Origin of the sequence: Nocardiopsis terrae (assembly GCF_014651695.1) — a bacterium.
GTDB lineage: Bacteria > Actinomycetota > Actinomycetes > Streptosporangiales > Streptosporangiaceae > Nocardiopsis > Nocardiopsis terrae.
This window is the reverse complement of record NZ_BMXJ01000003.1, coordinates 750,657-773,026: the sequence shown is the minus strand read 5'-3', so window position 1 is coordinate 773,026 and position 22,370 is coordinate 750,657. Positions and strand designations below refer to the sequence as shown.

At 73.7% G+C, this 22,370-nt stretch carries 22 protein-coding genes; 11 read left to right on the top strand and 11 right to left on the bottom strand.

Annotation, left to right across the window (positions count from 1 at the left end; genetic code table 11):
- Positions 1 to 12: 12 nt before the first annotated feature.
- Both IE195_RS11390 and IE195_RS11385 read left to right on the top strand, forming a co-directional pair.
- Positions 13 to 1,038, top strand: a complete 1,026-nt coding sequence (locus tag IE195_RS11390) for a hypothetical protein (RefSeq protein WP_191270341.1) — start codon at positions 13 to 15, stop codon at positions 1,036 to 1,038.
- Between the two features lie 197 nt (positions 1,039 to 1,235).
- On the top strand, positions 1,236 to 1,700 hold the full coding sequence (locus tag IE195_RS11385) for a hypothetical protein (RefSeq protein ID WP_191270339.1): 465 nt from the start codon (positions 1,236 to 1,238) through the stop codon (positions 1,698 to 1,700).
- 15 nt (positions 1,701 to 1,715) lie between these two features.
- Here the strand turns inward: IE195_RS11385 and IE195_RS11380 are convergent, their stop codons facing one another.
- Positions 1,716 to 2,894 (bottom strand): saccharopine dehydrogenase family protein, encoded by a 1,179-nt coding sequence (locus IE195_RS11380; protein ID WP_191270337.1) that lies wholly within the window; start codon positions 2,892 to 2,894, stop codon positions 1,716 to 1,718.
- Positions 2,895 to 3,023: 129 nt separating this feature from the next.
- Between IE195_RS11380 and IE195_RS11375 the strand changes: the two genes are divergently transcribed.
- Positions 3,024 to 3,590: a TIGR03086 family metal-binding protein gene (locus IE195_RS11375; RefSeq protein WP_191270334.1), complete on the top strand. Its 567-nt coding sequence runs from the start codon at positions 3,024 to 3,026 to the stop codon at positions 3,588 to 3,590.
- A 12-nt stretch (positions 3,591 to 3,602) separates the two neighbouring features.
- Here the strand turns inward: IE195_RS11375 and IE195_RS11370 are convergent, their stop codons facing one another.
- Positions 3,603 to 5,018 (bottom strand): aminotransferase-like domain-containing protein, encoded by a 1,416-nt coding sequence (locus IE195_RS11370; protein ID WP_191270332.1) that lies wholly within the window; start codon positions 5,016 to 5,018, stop codon positions 3,603 to 3,605.
- A 37-nt stretch (positions 5,019 to 5,055) separates the two neighbouring features.
- Between IE195_RS11370 and IE195_RS11365 the strand changes: the two genes are divergently transcribed.
- Positions 5,056 to 6,009 (top strand): DMT family transporter, encoded by a 954-nt coding sequence (locus IE195_RS11365; protein ID WP_229826166.1) that lies wholly within the window; start codon positions 5,056 to 5,058, stop codon positions 6,007 to 6,009.
- Here IE195_RS11365 and styA read toward each other — a convergent pair.
- Positions 6,006 to 7,256: a styrene monooxygenase subunit StyA gene (gene styA / locus IE195_RS11360; RefSeq protein ID WP_191270328.1), complete on the bottom strand. Its 1,251-nt coding sequence runs from the start codon at positions 7,254 to 7,256 to the stop codon at positions 6,006 to 6,008. The two genes, IE195_RS11365 and styA, sit on opposite strands and share 4 nt — an antisense overlap.
- Positions 7,257 to 7,536: 280 nt before the next feature.
- Here styA and IE195_RS11355 point away from each other — a divergent pair, with 280 nt between their 5' ends.
- The 3 genes from IE195_RS11355 (at position 7,537) to IE195_RS11345 (ending at position 10,189) form a co-directional block, all read left to right on the top strand.
- The gene (locus IE195_RS11355) at positions 7,537 to 8,928 is read left to right on the top strand and encodes a carboxylesterase family protein (RefSeq protein WP_191270325.1); all 1,392 of its coding nucleotides are present in this window, start codon (positions 7,537 to 7,539) and stop codon (positions 8,926 to 8,928) included.
- 264 nt (positions 8,929 to 9,192) lie between these two features.
- The gene (locus tag IE195_RS11350; RefSeq protein ID WP_191270323.1) at positions 9,193 to 9,612 is read left to right on the top strand and encodes a CBS domain-containing protein; all 420 of its coding nucleotides are present in this window, start codon (positions 9,193 to 9,195) and stop codon (positions 9,610 to 9,612) included.
- Positions 9,613 to 9,772: 160 nt separating this feature from the next.
- Positions 9,773 to 10,189 (top strand): ChaB family protein, encoded by a 417-nt coding sequence (locus IE195_RS11345; protein WP_191270321.1) that lies wholly within the window; start codon positions 9,773 to 9,775, stop codon positions 10,187 to 10,189.
- Between the two features lie 179 nt (positions 10,190 to 10,368).
- On the opposite strand, the gene IE195_RS11335 is transcribed toward IE195_RS11345, so the two are convergent.
- From IE195_RS11335 to IE195_RS11325, 3 genes are all read right to left on the bottom strand, one after another.
- Positions 10,369 to 11,223, bottom strand: coding sequence for an SDR family oxidoreductase (locus tag IE195_RS11335; RefSeq protein WP_191270319.1), 855 nt, complete (start codon positions 11,221 to 11,223; stop codon positions 10,369 to 10,371).
- Positions 11,224 to 11,334: 111 nt separating this feature from the next.
- Positions 11,335 to 11,655: a hypothetical protein gene (locus IE195_RS11330; RefSeq protein WP_191270318.1), complete on the bottom strand. Its 321-nt coding sequence runs from the start codon at positions 11,653 to 11,655 to the stop codon at positions 11,335 to 11,337.
- A 143-nt stretch (positions 11,656 to 11,798) separates the two neighbouring features.
- The gene (locus IE195_RS11325; RefSeq protein WP_191270317.1) at positions 11,799 to 13,034 is read right to left on the bottom strand and encodes an MFS transporter; all 1,236 of its coding nucleotides are present in this window, start codon (positions 13,032 to 13,034) and stop codon (positions 11,799 to 11,801) included.
- Between the two features lie 527 nt (positions 13,035 to 13,561).
- Between IE195_RS11325 and IE195_RS11320 the strand changes: the two genes are divergently transcribed.
- Genes IE195_RS11320 through IE195_RS11305 form a run of 4 tightly spaced genes read left to right on the top strand, consistent with a single transcriptional unit; the run spans position 13,562 to position 17,113 of the window.
- Positions 13,562 to 14,284, top strand: a complete 723-nt coding sequence (locus IE195_RS11320; RefSeq protein WP_191270316.1) for a class I SAM-dependent methyltransferase — start codon at positions 13,562 to 13,564, stop codon at positions 14,282 to 14,284.
- Positions 14,281 to 15,057, top strand: coding sequence for a Rossmann-like domain-containing protein (locus IE195_RS11315; protein ID WP_191270315.1), 777 nt, complete (start codon positions 14,281 to 14,283; stop codon positions 15,055 to 15,057). Before IE195_RS11320 ends, IE195_RS11315 begins: the two co-directional genes overlap by 4 nt.
- Positions 15,058 to 15,068: 11 nt before the next feature.
- The gene (locus tag IE195_RS11310; protein WP_191270314.1) at positions 15,069 to 16,136 is read left to right on the top strand and encodes a GHMP family kinase ATP-binding protein; all 1,068 of its coding nucleotides are present in this window, start codon (positions 15,069 to 15,071) and stop codon (positions 16,134 to 16,136) included.
- Positions 16,094 to 17,113, top strand: coding sequence for a pyridoxal-phosphate dependent enzyme (locus IE195_RS11305; RefSeq protein WP_191270313.1), 1,020 nt, complete (start codon positions 16,094 to 16,096; stop codon positions 17,111 to 17,113). Before IE195_RS11310 ends, IE195_RS11305 begins: the two co-directional genes overlap by 43 nt.
- A 58-nt stretch (positions 17,114 to 17,171) precedes the next feature.
- Here the strand turns inward: IE195_RS11305 and IE195_RS11300 are convergent, their stop codons facing one another.
- From IE195_RS11300 to IE195_RS11280, 5 genes are all read right to left on the bottom strand, one after another.
- Positions 17,172 to 18,221 carry an ABC transporter substrate-binding protein gene (locus IE195_RS11300; protein WP_225942414.1) on the bottom strand — a complete coding sequence of 350 codons (1,050 nt, stop codon included), beginning with the start codon at positions 18,219 to 18,221 and terminating at the stop codon, positions 17,172 to 17,174.
- A complete protein-coding gene (locus IE195_RS11295; RefSeq protein WP_191270311.1) occupies positions 18,218 to 19,003 on the bottom strand; it encodes an ABC transporter ATP-binding protein in 786 nt (261 codons plus the stop codon). The genes IE195_RS11300 and IE195_RS11295 overlap by 4 nt, the downstream gene beginning before the upstream one ends.
- Complete coding sequence (locus IE195_RS11290; protein WP_191270309.1) at positions 19,003 to 20,163, bottom strand: FecCD family ABC transporter permease; 1,161 nt, start codon at positions 20,161 to 20,163, stop codon at positions 19,003 to 19,005. The genes IE195_RS11295 and IE195_RS11290 overlap by 1 nt, the downstream gene beginning before the upstream one ends.
- 257 nt (positions 20,164 to 20,420) lie before the next feature.
- Positions 20,421 to 21,602: a GDSL-type esterase/lipase family protein gene (locus IE195_RS11285; protein ID WP_191270307.1), complete on the bottom strand. Its 1,182-nt coding sequence runs from the start codon at positions 21,600 to 21,602 to the stop codon at positions 20,421 to 20,423.
- Positions 21,603 to 21,690: 88 nt separating this feature from the next.
- Complete coding sequence (locus IE195_RS11280) at positions 21,691 to 22,260, bottom strand: TetR/AcrR family transcriptional regulator (RefSeq protein WP_191270305.1); 570 nt, start codon at positions 22,258 to 22,260, stop codon at positions 21,691 to 21,693.
- Positions 22,261 to 22,370: the final 110 nt, after the last annotated feature.

Below are 22,370 nucleotides of genomic sequence, written 5' to 3'. Positions count from 1 at the left end.
GGAGGTCCGCACGTGCGCGCGGAACGACTGTGGCGCAGGGGGTTGAGGTTCCCGCGTCTGTTCCTGGCGGACCGGACGGTCCTCGTGCACGGGGACGTCGACCCGAGCCCGGATCCCAGGAAGTCGCGGTACGAGGCCCGTGCCTTCGACACCCGCTCGCTGCGCCCCCTGGGCACGGCCTTCGAGGTGCAGGGGCCGGTCAACCTGGCCAGGGCCCCCGAGGGCGAGGTGTGGCCGGGCACCGTGCTGGTCCAGGCCTCACGCCGCTCGGTGAGCGTGCGCGACCCGCGTACCGGCAGCCCCCTGTTGGAGACCGATCTGGCCGAACCGGGGGAGCGCTGGCCCGACGACGTGGCGCTGTGCGTTCTGAACGAGGCGAAGGAGGCGGTCGTCCTCCTGTTCGGTGAGTCCGGCGATCCCGGAGAGGACGGCGGCGGGGGCACCCGCTGGTGGGCGGTGGACCCGCGCACCGGCGCCACGGTGCCCGACCTCACCGACTCCAGACCGGGCCACGAGGCCCGGGGCGAACGCATGTCCTTCGCCGGTGACTTCCTGGTGGCACCCGGCCAGGACCCCGGCTTCGACCCGGTGCTCCTCGCCGACTACGAACACCCCCGCGAGCGGGTGTACCGGCTGGAGGACGGCGAGTACCTCGGCGAGGTGGAGAGCCACGCCGACTCCGAGACCGTCGCCGCCCTGGTCGGCGGCCGACCCCTGCTCGCGGTGGCCGGTCGCGTGCACTCGCTGCCGGACCTGGAACTGGTCGCCGAACTCGGCGGGCCCCGCACCCTGGTGTCCCTGGTCGAGTGGGGTGGCGAGGCCGTCGCCGTCTACCAGGAGGAGGACGCCCGCCCGGAGGGGCTGGGCTCCTGGTACCTGGAGCGGTTGCGGATCCGCTACCTGGACCGGCCGGGGCAGCCGGTCGTGGAGCTCCCCGGCACCTGGCCCGGAGAGCTGGAGGACCTGGTCGCGGCCCCGGACCGGGTCGTGGTCCTGGCCACCACGGAGGGCGTGTACGCGCTGCACGCGCCCGACTGAGCGGGAGGGACGCGGAGCGGGCCCGCCTCGGCCGGACACCTTCCGGGGACCACGCCCCCGGCGTCTCCGGAGTGCTGTCCTCGGAGCGTTCGGGCACACCTACCCCACCGTTCTGGGCGGGGCACCGCATGACACGGGGCGCGGTGTGGTCGGGTGGCGGTGTGCGACATGTTCCGAGCCGACCACTGGGGGACCAGATGAGCGTTCCGACCGCCTCGACCACGGCCCGGGCGATCCTGCTCGGCCTCGCCGCCGGATCCCGGAGCACCCTCGGCGCGGCCGCACCCCTGTGGGCCGGGGCCCGGGCCCGGGGTAGCGTGTCCGGCCGGTGCTCCGTGGCCCTGGCGGTCATCGGTGAGCTGGCGGTCGACAAACTCCCCTGGGCGCCGAGCCGCCTGGAGGGGCCGGGCACGGCGGTCCGGGTGCTGGCGGGCGGTCTCGGCGGCGCGCTCCTGGCCCGCGGGCTGGGCCAGCCGGTCCTGGCCACCGCCGGGATCGCCGCGGCCGCAGCACCCCTGGGCGCCGCCGCCGGGCTCCGCTGGCGCTCCTGGTGGGGCACCGGCCGCGGGGCCTGGGCGGGCGCGGCCCTGGAGGACGCCGCGGCCGTCGGCCTCGCCCGTGCCGCCTGCTCGGGATGGCCCCGGGCCCGGGGCCGTTGCTGAGAACGCGGCCCCGGGTCAGTCCTCGAACGTGCGCAGGACCTCGAACTCCACACCGGCCCGGGGTAGGCGGCGGATGAGCGACTCACCCATGGCCGTGGCAGGGGTCACCTGACCGGAGGTCGGCGGCAGCTCGTCCTGCCACAGGCACAGCGCCGACTCCGCGAGCATCCCCGAGGTCGCCGCGTACCCCGGTTCGCCGCCGGAGACCAGGGTGTGCACCCGTCGCCCGCCGCCCGAACCCGCGAAGTGCACGGTGAACCAACCGTTGGCGAGCTCCTCCTCGGTGGCGCCCGCACCTGACGGGCGCAGGGCCCCGAGGCGTTCGCGCAACGGCGGCACCTGGGCCGCGGCCATCACCCCGGCGGCACCGCCGACCGCGCCCGCCGCGCTGGCCAGCCGTCGGAAGGCCGCGTAGTGACCGTAGGAGAAGTCCGGGCCGTACCGCTCCGACGCGGCCGCGGACCTGACCACCACCTGCGGGTCCAGGGTGGGCAGCGGGACCGTCCAGCCCCGGGCCAGGCGGGTGCGCGGTCGGCCGCGCTGGTCGATCCGGACCCGGCGCCCCTCGGGCCGCCCCTCCAGCGCGCGCCGCTCCCGGGCCGCCGCCAGCATGCCCGCGGGGTCGGCGAAGGCGCCCAGCGCCGAGTGCAGGGTGCCGCCGGAGACCGTCCCCCGGGCCCGGACGAAACCCTCCACGTGCAGGGGCACGCCCTCGGGCAGCTGCCCGACGGTGAACAGCACACCCAGGTCGTGGGGGACCGAGTCGAAACCGCAGGCGTGCACGATCCGCGCCCCGGTGCGCTCGGCGGTCGCGTGGTGGCGGACGTACATCCGGTCCACGAACGCGGGCTCCCCGCACAGGTCCACGTAGTCGGTCCCCTCCGCCGCGCACGCGGCGACCAGCGGTTCGCCGTACTCGCTGTAGGGCCCCACCGTGGTGACGACCACCCGGGCCGAGGCGGCCAGGTTCCGGATCGAGGCGGCATCGCCCGCGTCGGCGAGCAGCAGGTCGGGCAGGGGCCGGTCCGGGTCGATCTCGGCCAGTTCCGCGCGCAGCGCCTCCAGCTTGTCCCGGTCACGTCCCGCCACGGCCCACCGCAGCTCACGCGGGGCGTTCGTGGCCAGGTACTCGGCGGTCAGCGCTCCGGTGTACCCGGTCGCGCCGAACAGGACGATGTCATGACCGCGTTCCAAGATGGTCCAGCCTCCCAAGGTTGTTCCGTAAGCCGCTGCTCAGTCTCGCACGGACCGCCGAACCTGTTTGACCCCCCGGGGAGACCGGGTAGACAGGCCCGGAACCGACGTCCGCTTCCGGGGGAGAACATGACTGAGCTGGTCGATCTGCACGGTACCGCGATGGCGGAGTTCGACCGCCGGGTGGCAGCGGTGGCCCTGACCGACTGGGCGCTCGACACCCCCTGCGCCGACTGGGACGTGCACGACCTGGTCAACCACCTGACCGCCGAGCAGCTGTGGGTGCCGAACCTGCTCGCCGGGGCGCGTGTCGAGGAGATCGGGGACCGGTTCGACGGCGACAACCTGGGAGAGGAACCGGCCGCCGCCTGGGCGGTCGCCGCCCGCGAGTCCCGCGCGGCCTGGCTGGCCCCCTCAGCCCTGGACCGGACGGTCCACCTGTCCTTCGGGGACGCCCCCGGCCGCGAGTACCTGTGGCAGATGACCTTCGACCTGGGGGTGCACGCCTGGGACCTGGCCAGGGCGATCGGCGCGGACGAGGAACTCGACGCGACCCTGGTCGGGGAGCTGTACACCTGGGCCGGGCGACACGAACAGGAGCTGTCGGGCAGCGGCCTGTTCGCCGCTCCGGTTCCCGTGGGCGAGGACGCCGACACCCAGACCAGGCTGCTCGCCCTCACCGGCAGGAAGACCTGAGGCCGGCCCGGCTCAGTCCCCGCAGGCGTGCTCCAGGGCCCGGCCGATCACCCGTACCCCCTCCGGGAAGGCGCCCGGACCCGGGCCCGAGTAGTTGAGCCGCAGGTGCGGGCCGGTGGGTTCGGCGGGGAACCACTCGTCGCCGGGGGCGACGAGGACCCCCGCGGCCTCGCAGTCCCGGACCAGCCTGGGCAGGTCGGTGGTGTCGGGCAGCCGCACCCACAGGTTCAGCCCTCCCCGGGGCACCGACTCCAGGTACGCGGTGGGGGCGTGTTCCCGGACCGCCCCGGCGAGCAGGTCCCGGCGGGCGGCCAACTGGTGTCGCAGCCCCCGCAGGTGGGTGCGCCAGGCGGGCTGGGTGACGACGTCGAGCGCCACGGTCTGCAGCATCCCGCTGACGTACATGGACTCGGCCTGGGTGTCGGCGAGGATGCGCTCGCGTGCGGGGCCGCGGGCGACGATCCCGGCGACGCGCACGGCCGGGGAGACGCTCTTGGTCAGCGAACGCAGGTACACGACGTGCCCTCCGTCGTCCCGTGCGGCCAGGGGCGCCGGATCCGCGGTGATCCCGAAGTCGTGTGCCCAGTCGTCCTCGACCAGGAACGCCCCGTGCCCGCGCACGATCTCCAACACCTGGTCGGCCAGCTCGGCGGACCAGCGGGCCCCCGTGGGATTGGCGAAGTTCGGCTGGGCGTACAGGGCCCGCGCCCCGGTGCGCTCGAAGGCGCGGTCCAGTTCCTCCGGGTCCGGCCCGTCGGCACCGCTGGGGACTGGCACGACCGCCACGCCGGCCTGGGCCGCGGCGCGGATCGCCCCCCAGTAGGTGGGTGACTCCACCAGGAGGGGGCGGCCCGCCCCGACCAGGGCGCGGAAGGCGCCGCTGAGCCCGCTCTGGCTTCCCGGCAGGATGATCGTGTCGCTCGGCGCGGGCGGCGCCACCCCGACGGGGGCCGCCGTGCCGAGTTCGGTCGCGAACCAGGCCTGGAGCTCCGGCAGGCCCGCGGCCGGGGGCCTGCCGACGGTGGCGTCGCCGCGGGCGGCCCGGGTGAACGCGGCGCGTACCAGGCGTTCGGGGAGCAGCTCCCGGTCCGGGTAGCCCGAGTGCAGGGCGATCATGTCGTTGGGCGGGCTGCGCAGCGCCGTGGACAGGCCCCGGACGCGGTTCCGGGGCGTGCCGAGCGCGGCGGTCTGCCACCCGTAGTCGTTGGGGCGGGCGACGCGGACCGCGCGTACGAAGGTGCCCACGCCGGGGCGGCTCTCCACCGCCCCCTGCGCGGCCAGGGTCCGCAGCGCCTTCTGCACCGTGACCGGGCTGGCCCCGTACTCGGCCACCAGTTCCCGTGTCGACGGCAGTCGCGCCCCCGGCGGAGCCGTCGATATCCACGCGCGGAGCCCCTCGACGATCCGTGTTCTGCTATCGTTGGACATGAAGAATGATAGTAGCGCTACTCTCCAGAAAGCTCCAGTGCTACCCCGGCGGGCCGGGCTCTGGTGGGGCCTGCTCGGGGTCGCGGCGTTCTCCTTCACCGTTCCCCTCACCCGCGTGGCCGTTGCGAGCGGCGCCATGTCCCCGCTGTTCATCGGCTCCGCACGGGCGGTCGTGGCCGCCACGCTCGCCGCCGCCGCGCTGGCCCTGACCCGGCAGCGACTTCCCCGGGGCGCCCAGTGGGCCCGGCTGTCCCTGGTCGCCAGTGGGGTGGTGATCGGCTTCCCGCTACTGACCTCGTTCGCGCTCACCACCGCCTCGGCCAGCCACGGCGCCGTCGTGATCGCGGTCCTGCCCGCGGCCACCGCGGTGACGGTGGTGCTCCGCGGACACGAACGGCCCCCGGCCCCGTTCTGGGCCATGGCCGCGGTGGGCACTGTCGCCGCGGTCGTCTTCGCGGCGCTGCAGGGCGGCGGGTCCGGCGGGTTGCGCTGGTCCGACCTGCTGTTGTTCGGCGCCGTCGTCGCGGCCGCGATCGGCTACGCGGAGGGCGGCCTGCTCGCCCGGGAGCTCGGCGCCTGGCAGACCGTGTCCTGGGCGCTGGTGCTCTCCGTGCCGCTGACGGCCGTCCTCACCGGGCTCGCGGTGGCCCGGCAGCCGCCGAGCGGCACACCGGTCGAGTGGGCGGCGTTCGCCTACCTGGCGGCGGTCAGCATGTTCCTCGGCTTCTTCGCCTGGTACCGCGGGCTGGCGATCGGCCCGATGGCCCAGGTCAGCCAGGTCCAGCTCACCCAACCGGTGATGAGCCTGAGCTGGGCCGCACTGCTTCTCGGTGAACAGCTCACCTGGCCCACGGTCCTGGGCGGCCTCGCGGTGGTCCTGTGCGCCACGGCCGCCGTCCGCACCAGGCTCGGGCGAACGGCGGCCGCGCGCGGAAAACGGGGGGAGCCGCGGGAACGGCCCCCGGACCCCCTCCGGGCCGACCGCCGTTAGTCGGTTCCTGACCCGTCCCCGGAGTGGCGGGCCAGCCACGCCCTCGTCCGCTCCGGGGTGGCGAGGGCGTCCCAGAGGCGCTCGGGATGGTTGAAGCCGTCCGTGAACTCGTCGGCCAGCGACCCGCCCCTGCCCAGGGCGCCCAGGAACTCCTGGAACTGCGGCGTGGGCGCGGTCAGGTTCTCCAGCATGAAGTTGCTCCACCGGCTGGCCGAGAGCACCCGGTCACCGCGCCGCCGGTCGACGTGCTCGACGAACCTCTCGTCGTACACCTCCCGCGCCACGATCTCCTCGCCCAGGATCCACGCGGCGTAGGACGCCATGTTGGCGCCCTGGCCCACGATCGGGTCCACCGTGGAGTGGGCGTCGCCGAGCGCGATCGCCACGGTGCCGTCGTCGAGGACGGTGTGCGACCGGCGCACCACCGGGGTCACCCCGCCCTGGATGATGTCCTTCGGGCCGTTGGCCAGGTCGAACCCGTTCACGTCGATGCGCTCGAAGCATCCCGGGTAGTGCTCCCGGTACAGGTCGAGCATCAGCCGGACGTAGGCCCCGGGGTCGTCCGCGTAGGGGGTGGCGGCCAGCGCCTCCAACGGCGAACCGAAGTGGTTCTCGATCACCATCGCGGTGGCCAGGCCGCCCTCGGTCCAGGTGGGGATCTCGATCATCTCGCCCGCTCCGGGGGAGATGTGGAAGGTCACCGCGCGGGTGGGCTGCTGGGCGACCCCGGTGAAGATCCCGGCGCACAGGGCCCGTCGCGGGGAGGTGAACGGGGACGGTTCCGGGTCCCGCGCGAACATCTCGGCGAAGGGTCCCCGGCCCGTGCACACGACCAGCAGGTCGAAGCGGGCGGCCAGGGCGGGCAGGTCGTCGGGGGACAGGCGCCCGAACTCGAACTCCCCGCCGCGCTCGGCGAAGTCCTCCATCAGCCGGGGCAGGTAGATCCGGTAGTCCACCGAACGGCTGGGGGCGTGCAGGTCGCCCTCGAACCGCAGGGGTTCGGGGCCGACCCGGTACTGGTGCTGGGTGTAGCCGTACTCCTCGGCCGGCCAGTGGTCCACGTCCAGCCCGCGTTCGCGCTCGACGGTGACGGCATGGTGGGACACGGTGTTCAGGATGCGCGAACCGCGCTGCTCCTGTGGTGTCCGGTCGGTGAAGACCGTGGCTTCGACCCCGTGGCGGCGCAGGTACAGACCCAGGTGGAGGCCCGCGGTCCCGGCTCCGATGATGCCGATCCTCTTGCTCACGCTGCTCCTGTGGCTCGTGTGTTTGCGGGGGGCGGCAAACAGGCCGTGCGGGCTCCGCTCCTGGGGGAACGAGAGGAGGTACGTTCGGCCCGTACACGCACAGGAGTGATCCTAGGGTGCGCGGTGCTCCCGTGTCCGGTCCCCGAGGCGGACACGGGGCCGGCCGTTCCGATCTGCCGGGCCCTCGCGCGTCCGGTGGACTACCCTCGTCCCGAAGGGCCCCGCGTCTCGTCCCGGGAAGCCCCGCGCACGTCCCGAGCCGGTAAGGAACGGAAGAACCATGACCGAACCGAACGCCGTCTCCCGGGACGGGCTCCACCGTGTCGACGCCCCCGCCGGTCCCGTCATCGGGAAGGTCCGGGACGGGGTCGTCCGCGCCCTGGGGATCCCCTACGCACGGGCCGAACGGTTCGCGCCGCCCCGGCCGGAACCGGAGTTCGCCGAACCCTTCCACGCCACCCGGCCCGCGCCCGCCGCGCCCCAGCTGTCCTCCCAGGTGGTGTCGGGGGCCATCGAGGGCATCTCGGTCGGCCGCCACGACGAACACTGCCAGCGGCTCTCGGTCACCTTCCCCGCCGACCGGGACCCGGACGAACGCCTCCCCGTCATGGTGTGGATCCACGGCGGCTCCTACGTCACGGGCGCGGGCGACCTGGAGATCTTCGACCCCACGAGACTCGTCACCGAGCAGCGCGTCATCGTCGTGGCCCTCACCTACCGCCTCGGGGTGCTCGGCTACCTCCGTATCGGTGACACCGCGCCCGCAAACCTCGGCCTGCTCGACCAGATCGAGGCGCTGCGCTGGGTGCGCGCCAACATCGCGGCGTTCGGCGGGGACCCCGACCTGGTCACCCTCTTCGGCCAGTCCGCGGGCGGCGACGCCGTCGCCCACCTGATGATCAGCCGGGGAGCCGAGGGCCTCTTCCGGCGTGCCGTCGTCCAGAGCGCGCCGCTGGGCCTGCTCTCCGGCCGCGCCCGCATGTCCGAGGCGATGTCCGAGGCGGTGGGCACTCCCGCGCCCGGGACCCCGGCCGCCGCCCTGGTCGCCCTGGAGACGGAGGCGGTCCGGGTCGCCAGGCGCTTCGGTCTGCGCAGCGCCATGCCGTTCGGTACCCAGTACGGGCACGCGCCGCTGCCCCCGGAGACCCTTCGGGACCGGGCCTGGCGCGCGGCGGCGCCCGGGATCGACGTGCTCATCGGCGCGACCAGCGAGGAGACCGGGCTCTTCGCCGACTTCCTCCCCCCGGTCCGAAGGCTGAGCGGACTGCCCCTCGTGGGCGCGGCCCTGCGCCGCCTGCTGGTCCGGGCCACCACGGACCTCATCTACACGGTCCCGGCCAGGCGGTTCGCCCGCCGGCACCGCCGCGCAGGGGGCAGGGCCATCCGCTACACGCTCACCTGGCGTCCGCGGGGCAGTCCCTTCGGTGCCGCGCACATCGTCGACGTCCCCCTGCTGCTCGGCACCCGGAGGTCCTGGGAGAACGCCAGGCTGGTCGGCCGGACCGGCTGGGCGGAGCTCGACCGGCGCGGCCGGGCGGTGCGCAGGCTGTGGGCCGACTTCGCCCGCACCGGCACGGTGTCGGCGGAGGCGGCCGCGGCCGCCTCCGGCAGCCTGACCGTGCACCGTTCCTCAACCGACCGCGCGGCGTTCCCCGGCAGGATCCGGGCGTGAGCCCCGGCCCCGCCCCCGCCCCCCTTTCGCGGTGATCTTGCTACCAGGGGCAACTTCGGCGCCGAAATCGCCCCTGGTAGCAAGATCACCGCGGTTCTGAGCTGCCTCTTGCGCCCCCTGCCCGCGACTTCCGCGGCCCGGTCGGATCCTGCCCAGCGCTCCTGGCCCGCGGAACCCGGCGAGAACGTGTCCCGGTGATGTTTCGGTCCGCTCTTCTCCGGTCAGGGCCCTGAACAGGAACAACAGACGTGAAGGGAGTCAGTCATGGTGGACAGTGTTGCCGAAGTGATGAGCCCGATCGTGCGTAGCGTCACCCCGGACACGCATCTGCGTGAGATCGCCCAGATCATGCGCGACGAGAACGTGGGCGACGTCGTGGTCACCGAGTCAGGACATCTGCGCGGCATCGTCACCGACCGCGACATCGTGGTGCGCTGTCTGGCCGCCGGAGGCGATCCGGACCGGGTCCGTGCCCAGGACGTGTGCAGTAGCGAGCTGGTGACGGTGCCGCGCCAGAGCAGTGTCGGGGACGCCGTCCACGCCATGCGCTCGGCGACCGTACGCCGTCTGCCCGTCGTCGAGGGGGACGAGGTCGTGGGCGTGGTCACCATGGGTGACCTGGCCCGGGCGGTGGACTCCGACTCGGCGCTCGCCGACGTGAGCGCGGCCGAGCCCAACACCTGAGCCGAGCCCGACACTTGACCGGGAGCCCCGGGCCGGGGTGCCCGCCCGGTACGGGGGCCGGACCGGGGTCCGGCCCGTAGCGGGTCCTCTCACCCGAGGGGCCCGCGGACCAACTCGTCGAGGGCCGCGCTCCGCGGCCCGTGGTTTGGAGGTGAGGGCGGTGCCCGGAACGGACGAACTCCCGGACACCCTGCGCCGGTCGCCCGAGAAGGCGCAGCGCACCTGGATCGAGGCGCACGACAGCGCCGTCGAGGAGTACGGCGAGGGCGAACGCGCCCACCGGGTCGCCTTCGCGGCGGTCAAGCGCAAGTTCGAGAAGGTCGGCGACCGCTGGGAGCCGAAGGAGTCCAAGGGTCCTTCGGACGAGCAGGCCGAGAACCCGCGGGCCGGCCGGCGGCCCGGCCGCGACAGGCCCACGGCCGGGGGTGTCGACGCCAAGGCCACCAAGGAACACCTCTACCAGCGGGCCCGTCAGCTGGACATCCCCGGGCGTTCCCGGATGCGCAAGGACGAGTTGGTGGAGGCGCTGCGCAAGGAGAGCAACCGCAGGACCTCCGGTTCCGGTCGCTCCCGCTGAACCTCGCCGAATCCGGCTGAACAACGCGGTCCGGGGCCGGGAAGGCCCCGGCGCCACGGGCCCCGGCGCCACGGGCCCCGGCGCCACGGGCCCCGCCGCCACGGGCCCCGGGGCCACGGGCCCCGCCGCAGCTGCGGCCCGAACGGGAGGACGGCTCGCACCGCCCTCCCGTCGCGGGCTCAGCTGCCCTGGATCTCGCCCCCGGTCGGGGTGAGGGTCTCGCCCGTGTAGTAGGACGAGAGCCGGTCACTGGCGAAGAACACGTAGGAGGGTGCGATCTCGTCCGGGTCGGCGGCCCGGCCCATGGGGGCCTGTTTGCCGAAGCCCTCGCTGCCGCTTTCCCCGAGAGTGGACGGGATGAGCGGTGTCCACACCGGTCCCGGGGCCACGCAGTTCACCCTGATGCCCTGGTCCCTCAGGACCTGCGACAGGGACAGGGACAGGTTCATCACGGCCGACTTGCTGGCGGCGTAGTCGATCAGCGAGTCGTTTCCGCGCAGGCCGTTGATCGATCCGGTGATGATGATCGAACCCCCTTCGGACATGTGCGGGAGCGCCTCGCGCACCGTCCAGAACACCCCCATGACGTTGACGTCGAAGGTGCGGCGCAGCTGCTCGGTGGTCAGGTCCGTGAAGTCGTCCACCGGGTGCTGGGTGGCGGCGTGCTCCACCAGGACGTCGATCCCGCCGAGTTCCTCCACGGCCCGTCGCACCAGGTGCGAGCAGTGGGACTCGTCGGCCAGGTCGCCGCGGACCCCCACGGCCCGGCGGCCCTGCTCCTGGACCAGGCCGACGGTGTGCTGGGCCTCGGCGTCCTCGCTGAGGTAGCCGAAGACGATGTCGGCGCCCTCCTTGGCAAAGGCCACCGCGACGGCTCGGCCGATCCCGGAGTCGCCCCCGGTGATCAGGGCGCGTTTGCCCCTGAGCAGGCCCCGGCCCTCGTAGTCGCGCATCTCGTCGCGGGGCTGGGGGTCCATGGGTTCGGTCCGGCCCGGGTGCGGTTGGCTCTGGGCCGGCGGTTGCGTGCTGTCCATGCTCGTCCTCCCTCTCCGTCGGCCGACCTGCCCGACCGGGCCGGTCGGCACACGCGGCTCACGGTCCGATACCGAAGCTTTGCCCGGCCGCCGAATCGGCCGCCGATTCGGTCACCGGGGCCCGGCCGGGCCTTCGTGGCCCGGTTCCGCACTCGTCGGATGCCAGCCGGTGAAGTGCCACACCTGGGGTTCCTCCAGGCTGAGGGGGCGGTACTGGGCCACGGGCGGCGAGGGTCTGAGGTCTCCCGGCTCGGGCAGGTCGGCGCCCAGTTCGTGGAAGGGCACCCGGAGGATCTCCCAGCGCGTGTACACGTCCTCCATGACCAGGCCCGCGTAGGCGCGCGGACCTCCCACCAGGCTCACCGGCATGTACGCGTCGTCGTCCTGGACCGCGCCGTCGGCGATCTGGTCCGTGCTTTCAGTGATGCTCATACGCCCATCCTGCGGTGGATCGTGCCGGGCAGGGGAGACGGCCCGCCGGGGGAGGGCGGATCCGCCCGGCAGTTCGGGGCTCCCCGCACGGTTCGGGGAGGTTCCCGGGGGCGGATCCGCGGGTCCCGGGTCCGGGCGGGTCCTCAGCCCCGCAGGTGTTCGGGCGTGGCCCGGCGGGTGCGGAAGTCGCGGGCGCCGGGTGCCAGGGCGGCCAGGGCCGGGGCCAGGACGCACAGGGCGGCGCAGGCCAGCAGCACGTTCTGGACGCCGAAGGCCTGGGCGGCCGGGGCGATCAGGGCCAGGCCCACCGGGGCGAAACCGTAGGCGAACAGGAAGTCCAGGGAGGACACCCGGGCCAGTTTGTCCGGGGCGACCTCGCGCTGGGCGGCGGTGAACCACGGGACGTTGAACAGCTCCACACCCAGGCCCACGACCGCGTAGGCGGCGAACACCCAGACGGCGCCCACGGGGAACACCAGGCTCAGCGGGGCGAGGGCGTACAGCCCCAGGCCGAACAGGGCCCACCAGCCCTGGGCCCGTGGTTTCCACCGGGCGACCAGCAGGGCGCCGGCCAGCGCGCCGCCGGTGTAGGCGGTCAGGGCCCCGGCCAGCACGGCCTCGGTGCCGTAGTGCTCGCGGCTGGTGAGGGGGAGCAGGACGTTGGTGGCGGAGTAGCCCAGGGCGATGACCACGGTCAGGGCGCCCAGACCGGCGAGGAACCAGGCGTGGCGCCGGGCCTCGGTGAGGCCCTCCGCGAACTCGACGTGGAAGGGCGAGCGGGCGGGGCGTTCGGCGGGGGCGGTCCCGCCGCCCCGGGGCAGGAGCGCCGCGGCCAGCCACAGGGCGGCCGTGACCAGGAGCAGGGTCCCGGGGCCGGTGACCGTGGCCAGCAGTGCGGTCAGTCCGGGGGCGAGGAAGGTGACCCCGCGCACGGAGAAGGTCAGGGCGGCGTTGGCCTGCTGGCGGTCCTCGGGGGCGACGACCTCGGCGGTCAGCGCCTGGAAGGCGGGCCGACAGGCTCCCTGGCCCACGCCCACCACGGCGGCGGCCACCGCCATCAGCGCGGTGGAGGTGCCCAGGCCCGCGGCGAGGACGGGGCTGGCGGCGGCCGCGGCGAGGCCGGACCACAGGACGACCGAGCGGCGCGAGTGGCGGTCGGCGAGCAGCCCGCCGAGGGGGACCGCGACCAGGAAACCGGCGGTGCGGGTGGCCAGGACCAGGCCGAGTCCCACCGCGCTCAGCGAACCGTGCAGGACCGCGAGGCCCAGGATGAACGGCATCGCCCAGGTGGCCAGGCCCGAGGCGGTGGTTCCGCACCACAGGCGGACGAAGTCCGGTCGCAGGAGCGGGTTGCGGCGGCGCTTCAGCGGATCGGTCATGTTCGGCGTCGTCGTCGTTGACACGGAGAGTACTCATCTCGGTTCGGTGTGTGTGCGTGCACCACTATAGTGAAAACGGTTATCAATTGCGCCTTGGCTGGGCGGCTCGCTCTCCCGGTTGCGGGGTTCGTCCGGTGGGGTGATGGATGTCCCGCTCGTGGGGGTTGGCGCCCGCAGGGAGGGGGCAACGAGATTCCGTGGGGCGCGTGGATTTCGGTGGACGGAGTGTGACAACGATTATCGTTTTCGCTATGGTCGGCGAAGGTGCCGCTCCCCGGCGGACCGCCGCCACCGGACTCCGCGACCGACAGGGAAGGGCGCCCATGGCCCCGGTACCGCCACACGGACCCCTTCGCGACCACAGGCCCCCCTTCCAGCAGGGGTGCCCCGTCTGCGGCCCCCGCCCCCCACACCCGTCCGGGCCCCGCGCCGCCCCCGAACTTCGGGACGGGACCGCCCGACCCCGAGGGCCGCCCCGGAACCGGCTCAGCCACCGCACACGACCCCCTCCCCCCGAAAGGACCCGAGTGGACCCCTCGCAGATCGCCCAGCTGCCCCCTCCGCTGCCGCCCGAGCAGATCATCGGCCTCAACCAGCCCGGGGCCGACCTCCACACCCTCCGCGGCTACACCTGGAACGGGTGGGAGTTCGAGGTTCCCCCCGGAGTCTTCCTGCCCGGCGCGACCAGCCGCATGATCCACCAGCGCATCCTCGACGACGACATCGACGTGCGCGAACGCGTCTACGCCGCGATGGGGGCCGGGCTCGGTGTCGAGGCCGTCGTCGCCGGGCTGCGCGGAGCCGAACGCGTCCTCGCGGTGGACGTCCATCCCGCCAGCGTCGCGGCGGCCGAGCACAACTACCACCGGCTCGTCGGGCCCGGGGGCGGAAGCGAGTTCGTCCCGCTGGTATCCGACCTCTTCGCGGGCCTGCCCGAGGGCACGAGGCTCGACACCGTCACGTTCAACCCCCCGGCGGTGAGCCAGCCCGTCAGCGACGACCCCGACATCGTCCGCAACGTCTGCGCGGGCCGCCCCGTCACCGACGCCTTCTTCACCCAGCTCGCCGAGCGCGACCTCCTGGCCCCCGGCGGAGAGGTCTACTTCATCGCCTCCAACACCGCCGACCTGCGCCAGATCATCGGACACGCCGCCGACTGCGGCTTCACCGCGCACGTCCACCACCTGCACGACTGGGACGACGGCGTCCTGACCTACCTGTTCCGCCTCACCAGGGAGACCAGCCAGTGAGAGACCTCGAAGAGCTCCACCGGTCCGTGCTCGCCACCCCCGACCTCCCCGTCGCCACCAGCGTGTTCTGGGTCCACCACGGCACCCGTCTCGCCGGAGGCGAGGTCACCTACCTCAACCAGTACGTCCTGGTGCGGATCGGCCGGGCCTTCGGCGCGTGCGCGTTCGAGGCGGGCGAGGTGGACCCCGGCGTGTGCGCCGAACTGTCCGGCAGCCCCCTGGCCGACCTCCTGCGGGGCCCCGCCCCGGTCCGGCTGGCCGCACTGGACGCCTACCTGGGCCAGGCCGAACCGCACTCCGAGGACGCCCGCGCCGAACGCCTCACCCTCCCGTACGGCACCCCCGAGGAACGGGCCGTCGCCCGCGACCGGGCCATCGCCGGACTCCTCCCCGACCCCGACGGCCGGCGAATCGCCCTGATCGGCGTGGTCAACCCGCTCGTCGCGGCCATCCGCGAACGGGGCGGCGAATGCCTGCCCTGTGACCTGAACCTGCGCCGCACCCAGTGGGGCGACCCCGTCAGCACCGACACGGACGAGGTCCTGGCCGAGGCCGACGCCGTCGTCGCCACCGGAATGACCCTGGGCAACGGCACCTTCGACCGCATCCTGGAGCGCTGCCGGGAGCGCGCGGTGCCGCTGGTCGTCTATGCCCAGAGCGGCAGCGCGGTGGCCCGGGCCTTCCTGGGCTCCGGCGTCACCGCCCTGTCCGCCGAACCCTTCCCGTTCTCGCAGTTCAGCGCGGAACCGACACATCTCTACCGTTACCGATAAGGAACCCACGAGTGACCCTTGGAACTGGACAGGCGACCTGCCACCACGGCGAGATCCTCCAGGGCGTGTTCCTGGACGGGCGGGGACGCCCCACCCGCGGCCTGGTCACCCTGCCGATGGCCGACCCCCGCACCCGTGCGGTGTTCACCCCCTTCCCGGCCCGGGCGCCCCGCCGCGTCGTCGTCGACCCGCCGGACCGGGCCAAGGCGGCCCGCGCCGCCGAGCTCGCCGTCGCCGAGTGCGCGCGCACGGGCGGGGTGCGGCCGGTCGGCGGCTACCTCCGGGTCCGCGGCGGTGCCGTGCCGGGGCTCGGCATGGGGTCCTCCACGAGTGACGTCACGGCGGCCGTCCGAGCGGTCTCGGCGGGGCTCGGGGTGGAGCTTCCACCCGCTGCCGTCGCCCGGGTGGCGGTCGCCGCGGAGGGTGCCAGTGATCCGGTCATGTTCGGTGACCGGCCGCTGCTCTTCGCCCAGCGCGAGGGCCGGGTCCTGGAGGAGCTGGGGCCGGATCTGCCGGAGATGGCCGTCGTGGGCTGCCTGACCGGATGTGGCCAACCGGTCGACACCCTCTCCCTGGCGGGTACCGCACGGCGGGGGGACATCGCCGTCTACGAGAGGTTGCGTGCCGTGCTGCGCACCGCGATCACCGACCGCGACGTGGCCGGGGTCGGGCACGTCTGTACCGAGAGCGCCGTCCTCAACCAGCGTGTACTGCCCAAGGAGGAACTCGGTGCGCTCCGGGAGGTCGCCCGGGGCTGCGGGGCGGCGGGCATCCAGGTGGCGCACAGCGGCAACGTGGCCGGGGTCCTCTTCGACGCGGCCGACCCCGAACTCGGGGCCCGCCTCGAATCGGCGGTCGACCGGCTCGGCCGGCGGGGGCTCGCCCCGCACCGCGTCTTCTCCACCTCCACCCGGGTCACCGTCGCCCCGGGGCCGCCGAACCCGAGCAACTCCAAGCCGAACACCGCCGCGCCCAACACCCCCGCCCGCGGCGGGCACCCGCAGGTCCCATCCACCCAGAGCACCGGGGAGCGATCTTGGACGAACACGTCTCCGAAGCCATCGCCAGACCTGATCTGATCGACCTCGGCGCAGGCCTGCTGTGCCTGCGCTTCGAGTCCATGAAGGTGGCCTCGGCCCTGGCGGCCGTACGGCACCTGCTCGACACCGGGGCGGTCCGCCCCGGTGACACCCTGATGGACAGTTCCAGCGGTATCTACGCCTACGGGCTGGCGCTGGCCGCCCACCGGTACGGGTTGCGCTGCCACATCATCGGGTCCACGACCATCGACCACACCCTGCGCCTGCAGCTCGCGGTCCTGGGCGCCACCCTGGAGCAGATGCCGCCCTCGGACGACCTGGGGCTGGACCAGAACCGCAGGGTCCGCCGGGTCAAGCAGGTCTTACGGGAGCACCCGGACTACCACTGGATGCGCCAGTACCACGACACCGTGCACGGTCTCGGCTACCGCGCCGTGGCCGACCGGATCCGCGAGGAGGCCGGCGCCGGGCCGCTGACGCTGGTGGGCGGGGTGGGTTCGGGGGCCTCCACCGGGGCGCTCGCCCGCTATCTGCGCCAGAGCGCCCCGGACACCCCGCTGGTGGGTGTCCAACCGTTCGGCAGCGTCACCTTCGGCAGCGACCACGTCACCGACCCGCAGATCCTCATCGCGGGCATCGGCAGCTCCATCCCGTTCGGCAACGTCGAGCACACCCTCTACGACACCGTCCACTGGACCGGCTTCGACGCCGCCCTCGCCGGAAGCGTGGACCTGCTCCGCCGCCACGCGGTCTTCGCCGGGCTCTCCACCGGTGCCGCCTACCTGGTGGCGCGCTGGGAGGCGTCGGCCGACCCCGGCAGACGGGTGGTGTTCGTGGCCGCCGACACCGGCCACCGCTACGTCGAGTCGGTCTTCGCCCGCCACGGGCAGGCCCCCGAGGTCGCCGACCTCTCCCCCCGGGAGGTCGGCGACCTCAAGGAGCTGGCCCCGCCCTGGTGCCGGATGGAGTGGGGCCGGCAGCCGGCCCCCGACCAGGCGGTCCACCTGGCCGACTGAGGCGCCCGCGCGCCCGGGGCCCGGGAGGGACGCACCGACCCTGCCGGGCCCGCGGGCCCTAGCGGTCCAGTTCCCGCAGGTACTCGGCGAACTTCTCCAGGCCGTCGATGTTGCGCGGCCCGGAGATGCCCTCGTTGTAGTCCAGGACGAAGAAGTTCTCCTCCACCACCGCGGGCACCTCCGCCATGGCGGGGGAGGAGGTGAGGAAGTCGATCTTCTCCTGTGCGGGCTGGTCGCCGTAGTCCAGGATGATGACGACCTCGGGCTCGGCCTCGACCACGGGCTCCCAGCCCACCTGGGTCCAGCGTTCCTCCAGCCCGCCGAAGACGTTCTCGCCCCCGGCGTACCTGATGATGTCGTTCGGCGGCACCTGGTTGCCCGCGGTGAAGGGCTGGTCGGTGCCGGAGTCGTACAGGAAGACCGGGACGGGGTCGCCCTCGGGCGCCTGCTCCTCCACCGCCGCCACCCGCTCCTCGAACCCGGACACCAGCTCCTCGGCGCGCTCCTGCACACCGAAGATCCGCCCGAGCCGGTCCAGGTCGGCGTACAGGCCCTCGAACGGTGTCACCCGCTCGGGGTGGCCCGGGTAGTTGTAGCAGGACTCGGTGTGCATGAAGCTCTGGATGCCGATTCCGTCCAGGATCTGCGGGGTGATGCCCCGCTGGTCGCTGAACCCCGAGTTCCAGCCCGCGACGACCAGGTCGGCCTCGGCGTCCACCACCAGCTCCCGGTTGAGCAGGTCGTCGCTGAGGAACTCCACCGCCTCGTAGTCCCGGGCCCACGGCGACTCCGAGACCGGCGGGTTGGCCGGGGGCATCACGTAGCCGTGCACGTGGTCGACCAGCCCCAGGGAGAACAGCTTGTCGGCGCTGCCGCCCTCGTAGGCGACCACCCGCCGGGGGGTCGTGTACTCGACCTCCTCCCCGCACCGCTGGACGGTGACCGGGCCCGCGCCCGCCTCGGCGACCTCCTCGACCTCGGCGCCGCACCCGGCGAGCAGGACCGAGGCGGCGGCCAGGGGGAGCAGGGCCCGGGGGTGCACGAGGGGGACGGAGCGGTTCGGCGGACGGTTCGGCGGGAGGGGGGTCGCCGGTGTTCGGGTGGTCATCGCAGGCCCTTCTTCGGGGGTGGGAGTTCGTACAGCAGTTGGGGGTCGCCGGTGAGGGGGTGGGGCACCACGGAGGCCTCCACCCCGAAGACGTCCCGCAGCAGGGCGGGGGTGAGGACCTCCTTCGGCGTACCGGCGGTCGCCAGGGCGCCCTCGGAGAGCACCCCGATCAGGTCGCAGGCCGAGGCGGCCAGGTTGAGGTCGTGCAGGACCACGAGCACGGTCACGCCCGCGGCGCGCAGCAGGGAGAGCAGTTCGAGCTGGTGGCGCACGTCCAGGTGGTTGGTCGGCTCGTCCAGCACCAGGACCTCGGGTTCCTGGGTCAGGGCCCGGGCCACCAGGACCCGCTGGCGTTCACCGCCGGACAGTTCGAGCACACCGCGCCCGGCCAGGTGGGCCACGTCCAGCAGCTCCATCGAACGGCGGCACAGGTCGCGTTCGCGTGCGCTCAGCGGCTGGTTCCCGCGCAGGTGGGGTGTGCGTCCCAACGCGACCAGCTCCTCCACCGTGAAGTCGAGGTCGCTTCCGCCCTCCTGCGTGAGCGCGGCGATCCGCTGGGCGCTGTGCCGCAGCCCCAGCGCCGACAGGTCCTGCCCGCCGAGCAGCACCCGGCCCGCGCTGGGGCCCAGTGCCCGGTACACGCAGCGCAGCGCGGTGGACTTTCCCGAGCCGTTCGGGCCGACCAGCCCGACCACCTGGCCGTCGGGGACGTCCAGGGTCAGTTCCCGCACGATCGGCGCGCCGCCCAGGTCCACGGAGAGCCCGTCGAGTCGCAGGTCCATCAGCGGCCCCCGAACAGGTAGCCGCGGCGGCGCATCAGGAGGATGAACACCGGTACGCCGACCAGCGCGGTGATGACGCCGAGGGGGAGTTCGCGGGGGGCCACGGCCACCCGGGAGACCAGGTCGACCCAGACCATGAGCACCGCTCCCGCCAGTGGTGCGACGGTGAGGACCCTGCGGTGGTCCGCGCCCACCAGGATGCGCACGATGTGCGGGACGACGAGGCCGACGAAACCGATCGCCCCGCTGACCGCCACCATCGCCCCGGTCATCACGGCGGTGAGGACGAACATCCGACGGCGCAGGCGGTCGGCGTTCACGCCCAGGCTGGCGGCGGTCTCGTCGCCCAGTGCCAGCACGTCCAGGGGACGGGCCAGGGCCCGGAGCAGGAGGACTCCGAGGAGTACGGCGGCCGCGACCACCGGAAGGGAGCCCCAGACGGCGGCGCCGAAACTGCCCATGGTCCAGAACAGGACGGTGCTGGTGGCCTCGTTGCTGGGGGCCAGGTAGACGATCACGCTCATGATCGCCTGGAACCCGAAGGACAGCGCCACCCCGGTCAGGACCAGCCGCAGGGGAGTGGTGCCCGCCCGCGAGCGGGAGACGGCGTAGACGAGCAGGGTCGCGACCAGGGCTCCGGCGAAGGCGCCGGCGGAGACCGCGTAGATGCCCAGGGCCGAGAACGCCCCGAGGACGCCGACCAGGACCGCGCCCACGGAGGCCCCGGAGGAGACGCCGAGGATGTAGGGGTCCGCGAGCGCGTTGCGCACCATCGCCTGGATGGCCACACCCACCGCTCCCAGGCCGGCGCCGACGACCGCGGCGAGCAGCACCCGGGGGGTTCGGATCTGCCAGATGACCTGGTAGCGCATGAGTTCGTCGGCCTGGATCAGGCCGCCGGTCAGCGCGGCCCACAGGTAGCGGAGGGTCTCACGCGGGGGGACGACCGCCGAGCCCAGGCCGACCGCCAGGACCACGGACACGGCCAGGGCGAGGACGAGGGCCGCGACTGTGGTGGCTGTTCCGGTGGGGGTGGTCAGCCAGCGGGGCTTCGGAGCGGGGGCGGGGGACGCGGCGGCGAGGGTGTCGCTCTGGTCGGCGGACACCGGGCCGGGCGGGGTGTCGGCGGCCTCGCCGGGGGGAACGGGGGTTTTCCGCATCGGACCTCCCTTCCTGTCTGGATATGAAAACGGTTTTCATTCTAAGCTCAGAGTCGACCGCTTGTGTCCACAACCGGCAGACAGGGACAGGGGGAGGAGGCGCGGCCGGGGCAGGGGAGTGGCGGGAACGCCGAAACGCCCGTCGGCGGTCCGCCGCCGACCGGTTCGGGGAACCGGGGCGCGGACCACCGGCGGGCGCCTGGGCCTCGGTGGGTCGGATGCGTGCTGGTGAGGTGCGGGTCTGCCGGCTGCCTGCCTCAGGCGGACCCGGTGGAGAACAGGCCCCGCCCGCCGAAGGCGAGCTCCGCGAAGCGTTCGCCGATGCGGCGGTGCGCGGCGGTGTCCGGGTGCAGTTCGTCGGGCAGTGGAAGCTCGGCGAAGTCCGCTTCCCCGTAGAGCTCGCGGCCATCCAGGTAGCCCAGGTTCGGGTCCTCGGCCGAACGTTGGCGCACGATGCGGGCGAGCTCCTCCCGGATGGCGGTCAGCGTCAGCTTCCCCGCGGAGCGCTCCTCCGGGTCGCCGGTGGCCCGGAACCGCTTCTCCCCGGCGCGCAGGGCGTCCGTGTCGAAGGCGCACGGCCCCGGGGTGTCCTCGTGGATGGGGCACAGGATCGGCGAGACCACCAGGAGCGGCGTGGTGGGGTGGCCCTCCCGGAGGGTGTCCAGGAAGCCGTGCACCGCGGGCGTGAGGGCCCGCATTCGCATCAGGTCGGTGTTGACCAGGTTGATGCCGACCTTGACGCTGATCAGGTCGGCCTCGGTGTCCCGCATGGCGCGGGCGGTGAACGGGTCCAGCAGGGCGCTGCCGCCCAGGCCGAGGTTGACCAGCTCCGCGGAGGCGCGGGCGGCGGCGACCGCGGGCCAGGTCCCGGTCGGACCGTCGGTGTCGGAGCCGTGGCTGATCGAACTCCCGTGGTGCAGCCATACCCGGCAGCCCCGGTCCGGCGTCGGCTCCACGGGGGCGTCGGCGCGTAGGGCGACGAGTTCGGTGGTCTCGTCGTGCGGGAGCCAGATCTCGACGTCCTTGACCCGGTCGGGCAGGCCGGTGAACCGGGCGGTGCCGACCGGGCCCGGCCGGTGCTCGAAGCCTCCGGTGGCCGCGTCGATCGTCAGGGTGTCCCCGCCGGCCACGGTGGCCCGTGCGGTGGGGCGGCCGTCGACGAGCAGCTCGTACACGCCGTCCGGGCGGGGCGGCAGGCCCGGGTAGATCCTCTTGGTGGGCACCGTGTCGAGTTCGATGACGGTGGCTCCGGTGCGCAGGCACAGCCGGACGCCGGAGGGCTGGGCCTCGGCCATGGCCAGCTGCGGGTCGGTGTTCTGGGCGCGGGCCCGGGCGGGCAGCCGGTGCGGCAGTACGCCGCGCCCGGTGTCCTCCAGGTCGAGGGCTCCGCGCAGGAGCTCCGCGGTGACGGGTGTCGTGGTCAGGTGTGGGGCGTGCATGGTGTCGGCCTTGCTGTTCGGGGTGTTCGGGTGTGCCGGTCGCGGGGTGTGGACCGGGGGGCGCCCGCTGCGGGACGCGGGCCCGTGGTCAGCGCGGAGGCCAGTTCCTCAGCAGCGCGTCGAGGGCGTCCAGGGTCCGTGACCAGGTCTCCTGGGTGTCCGGTGCGCTGTGGCTGAACCCGCCGCCCATCTCCAGCGAGACGTAGCCGTGGAAGACGCTGCCCAGCAGGCGGACCGCGTGGGTCTGGTCCGGTTCGGGCAGGTCGTAGCCGCGCAGGAGCGCCCGGGTCATCTGGGCGTGCCGGACCCCGGCGCTGGCCGCCGCCGTCTGGGGGTCGAGCCTGAGCTGGGCGGCGGCGTAGCGGCCGGGGTGCTCGTGCGCGTAGTCGCGGTAGACGTCGGCGAGGGCGGTCAGGGCGTCCTTGCCGGAGCGGCCGGCCAGGGCCTCGGCGGCCCGGTCGGCGAGTTCCTCCAGGGCGAGCAGGGCGATCCTGGTCCTGAGGTCCTGGGAGTTGCGTACGTGCGAGTACAGGCTCGCGACCCTGACGTCGAACCGTCTGGCCAGGGCCGAGACGGTCACCTGGTCGAAGCCGACCTCGTCGGCGAGCTCGGCGCCCGCCTGTGTGAGTCGTTGCGCCGTGAGTCCTGCGCGTGTCATGGATGCCCCCTACTTGCCTAAGGCCTTATTGTATTTACCTAAGACCTTTAGGCAAATGTTCGGCTCCGAGGGGAAAGCGGGTGCGGACACGAAGGCACCCGTGACGCGGG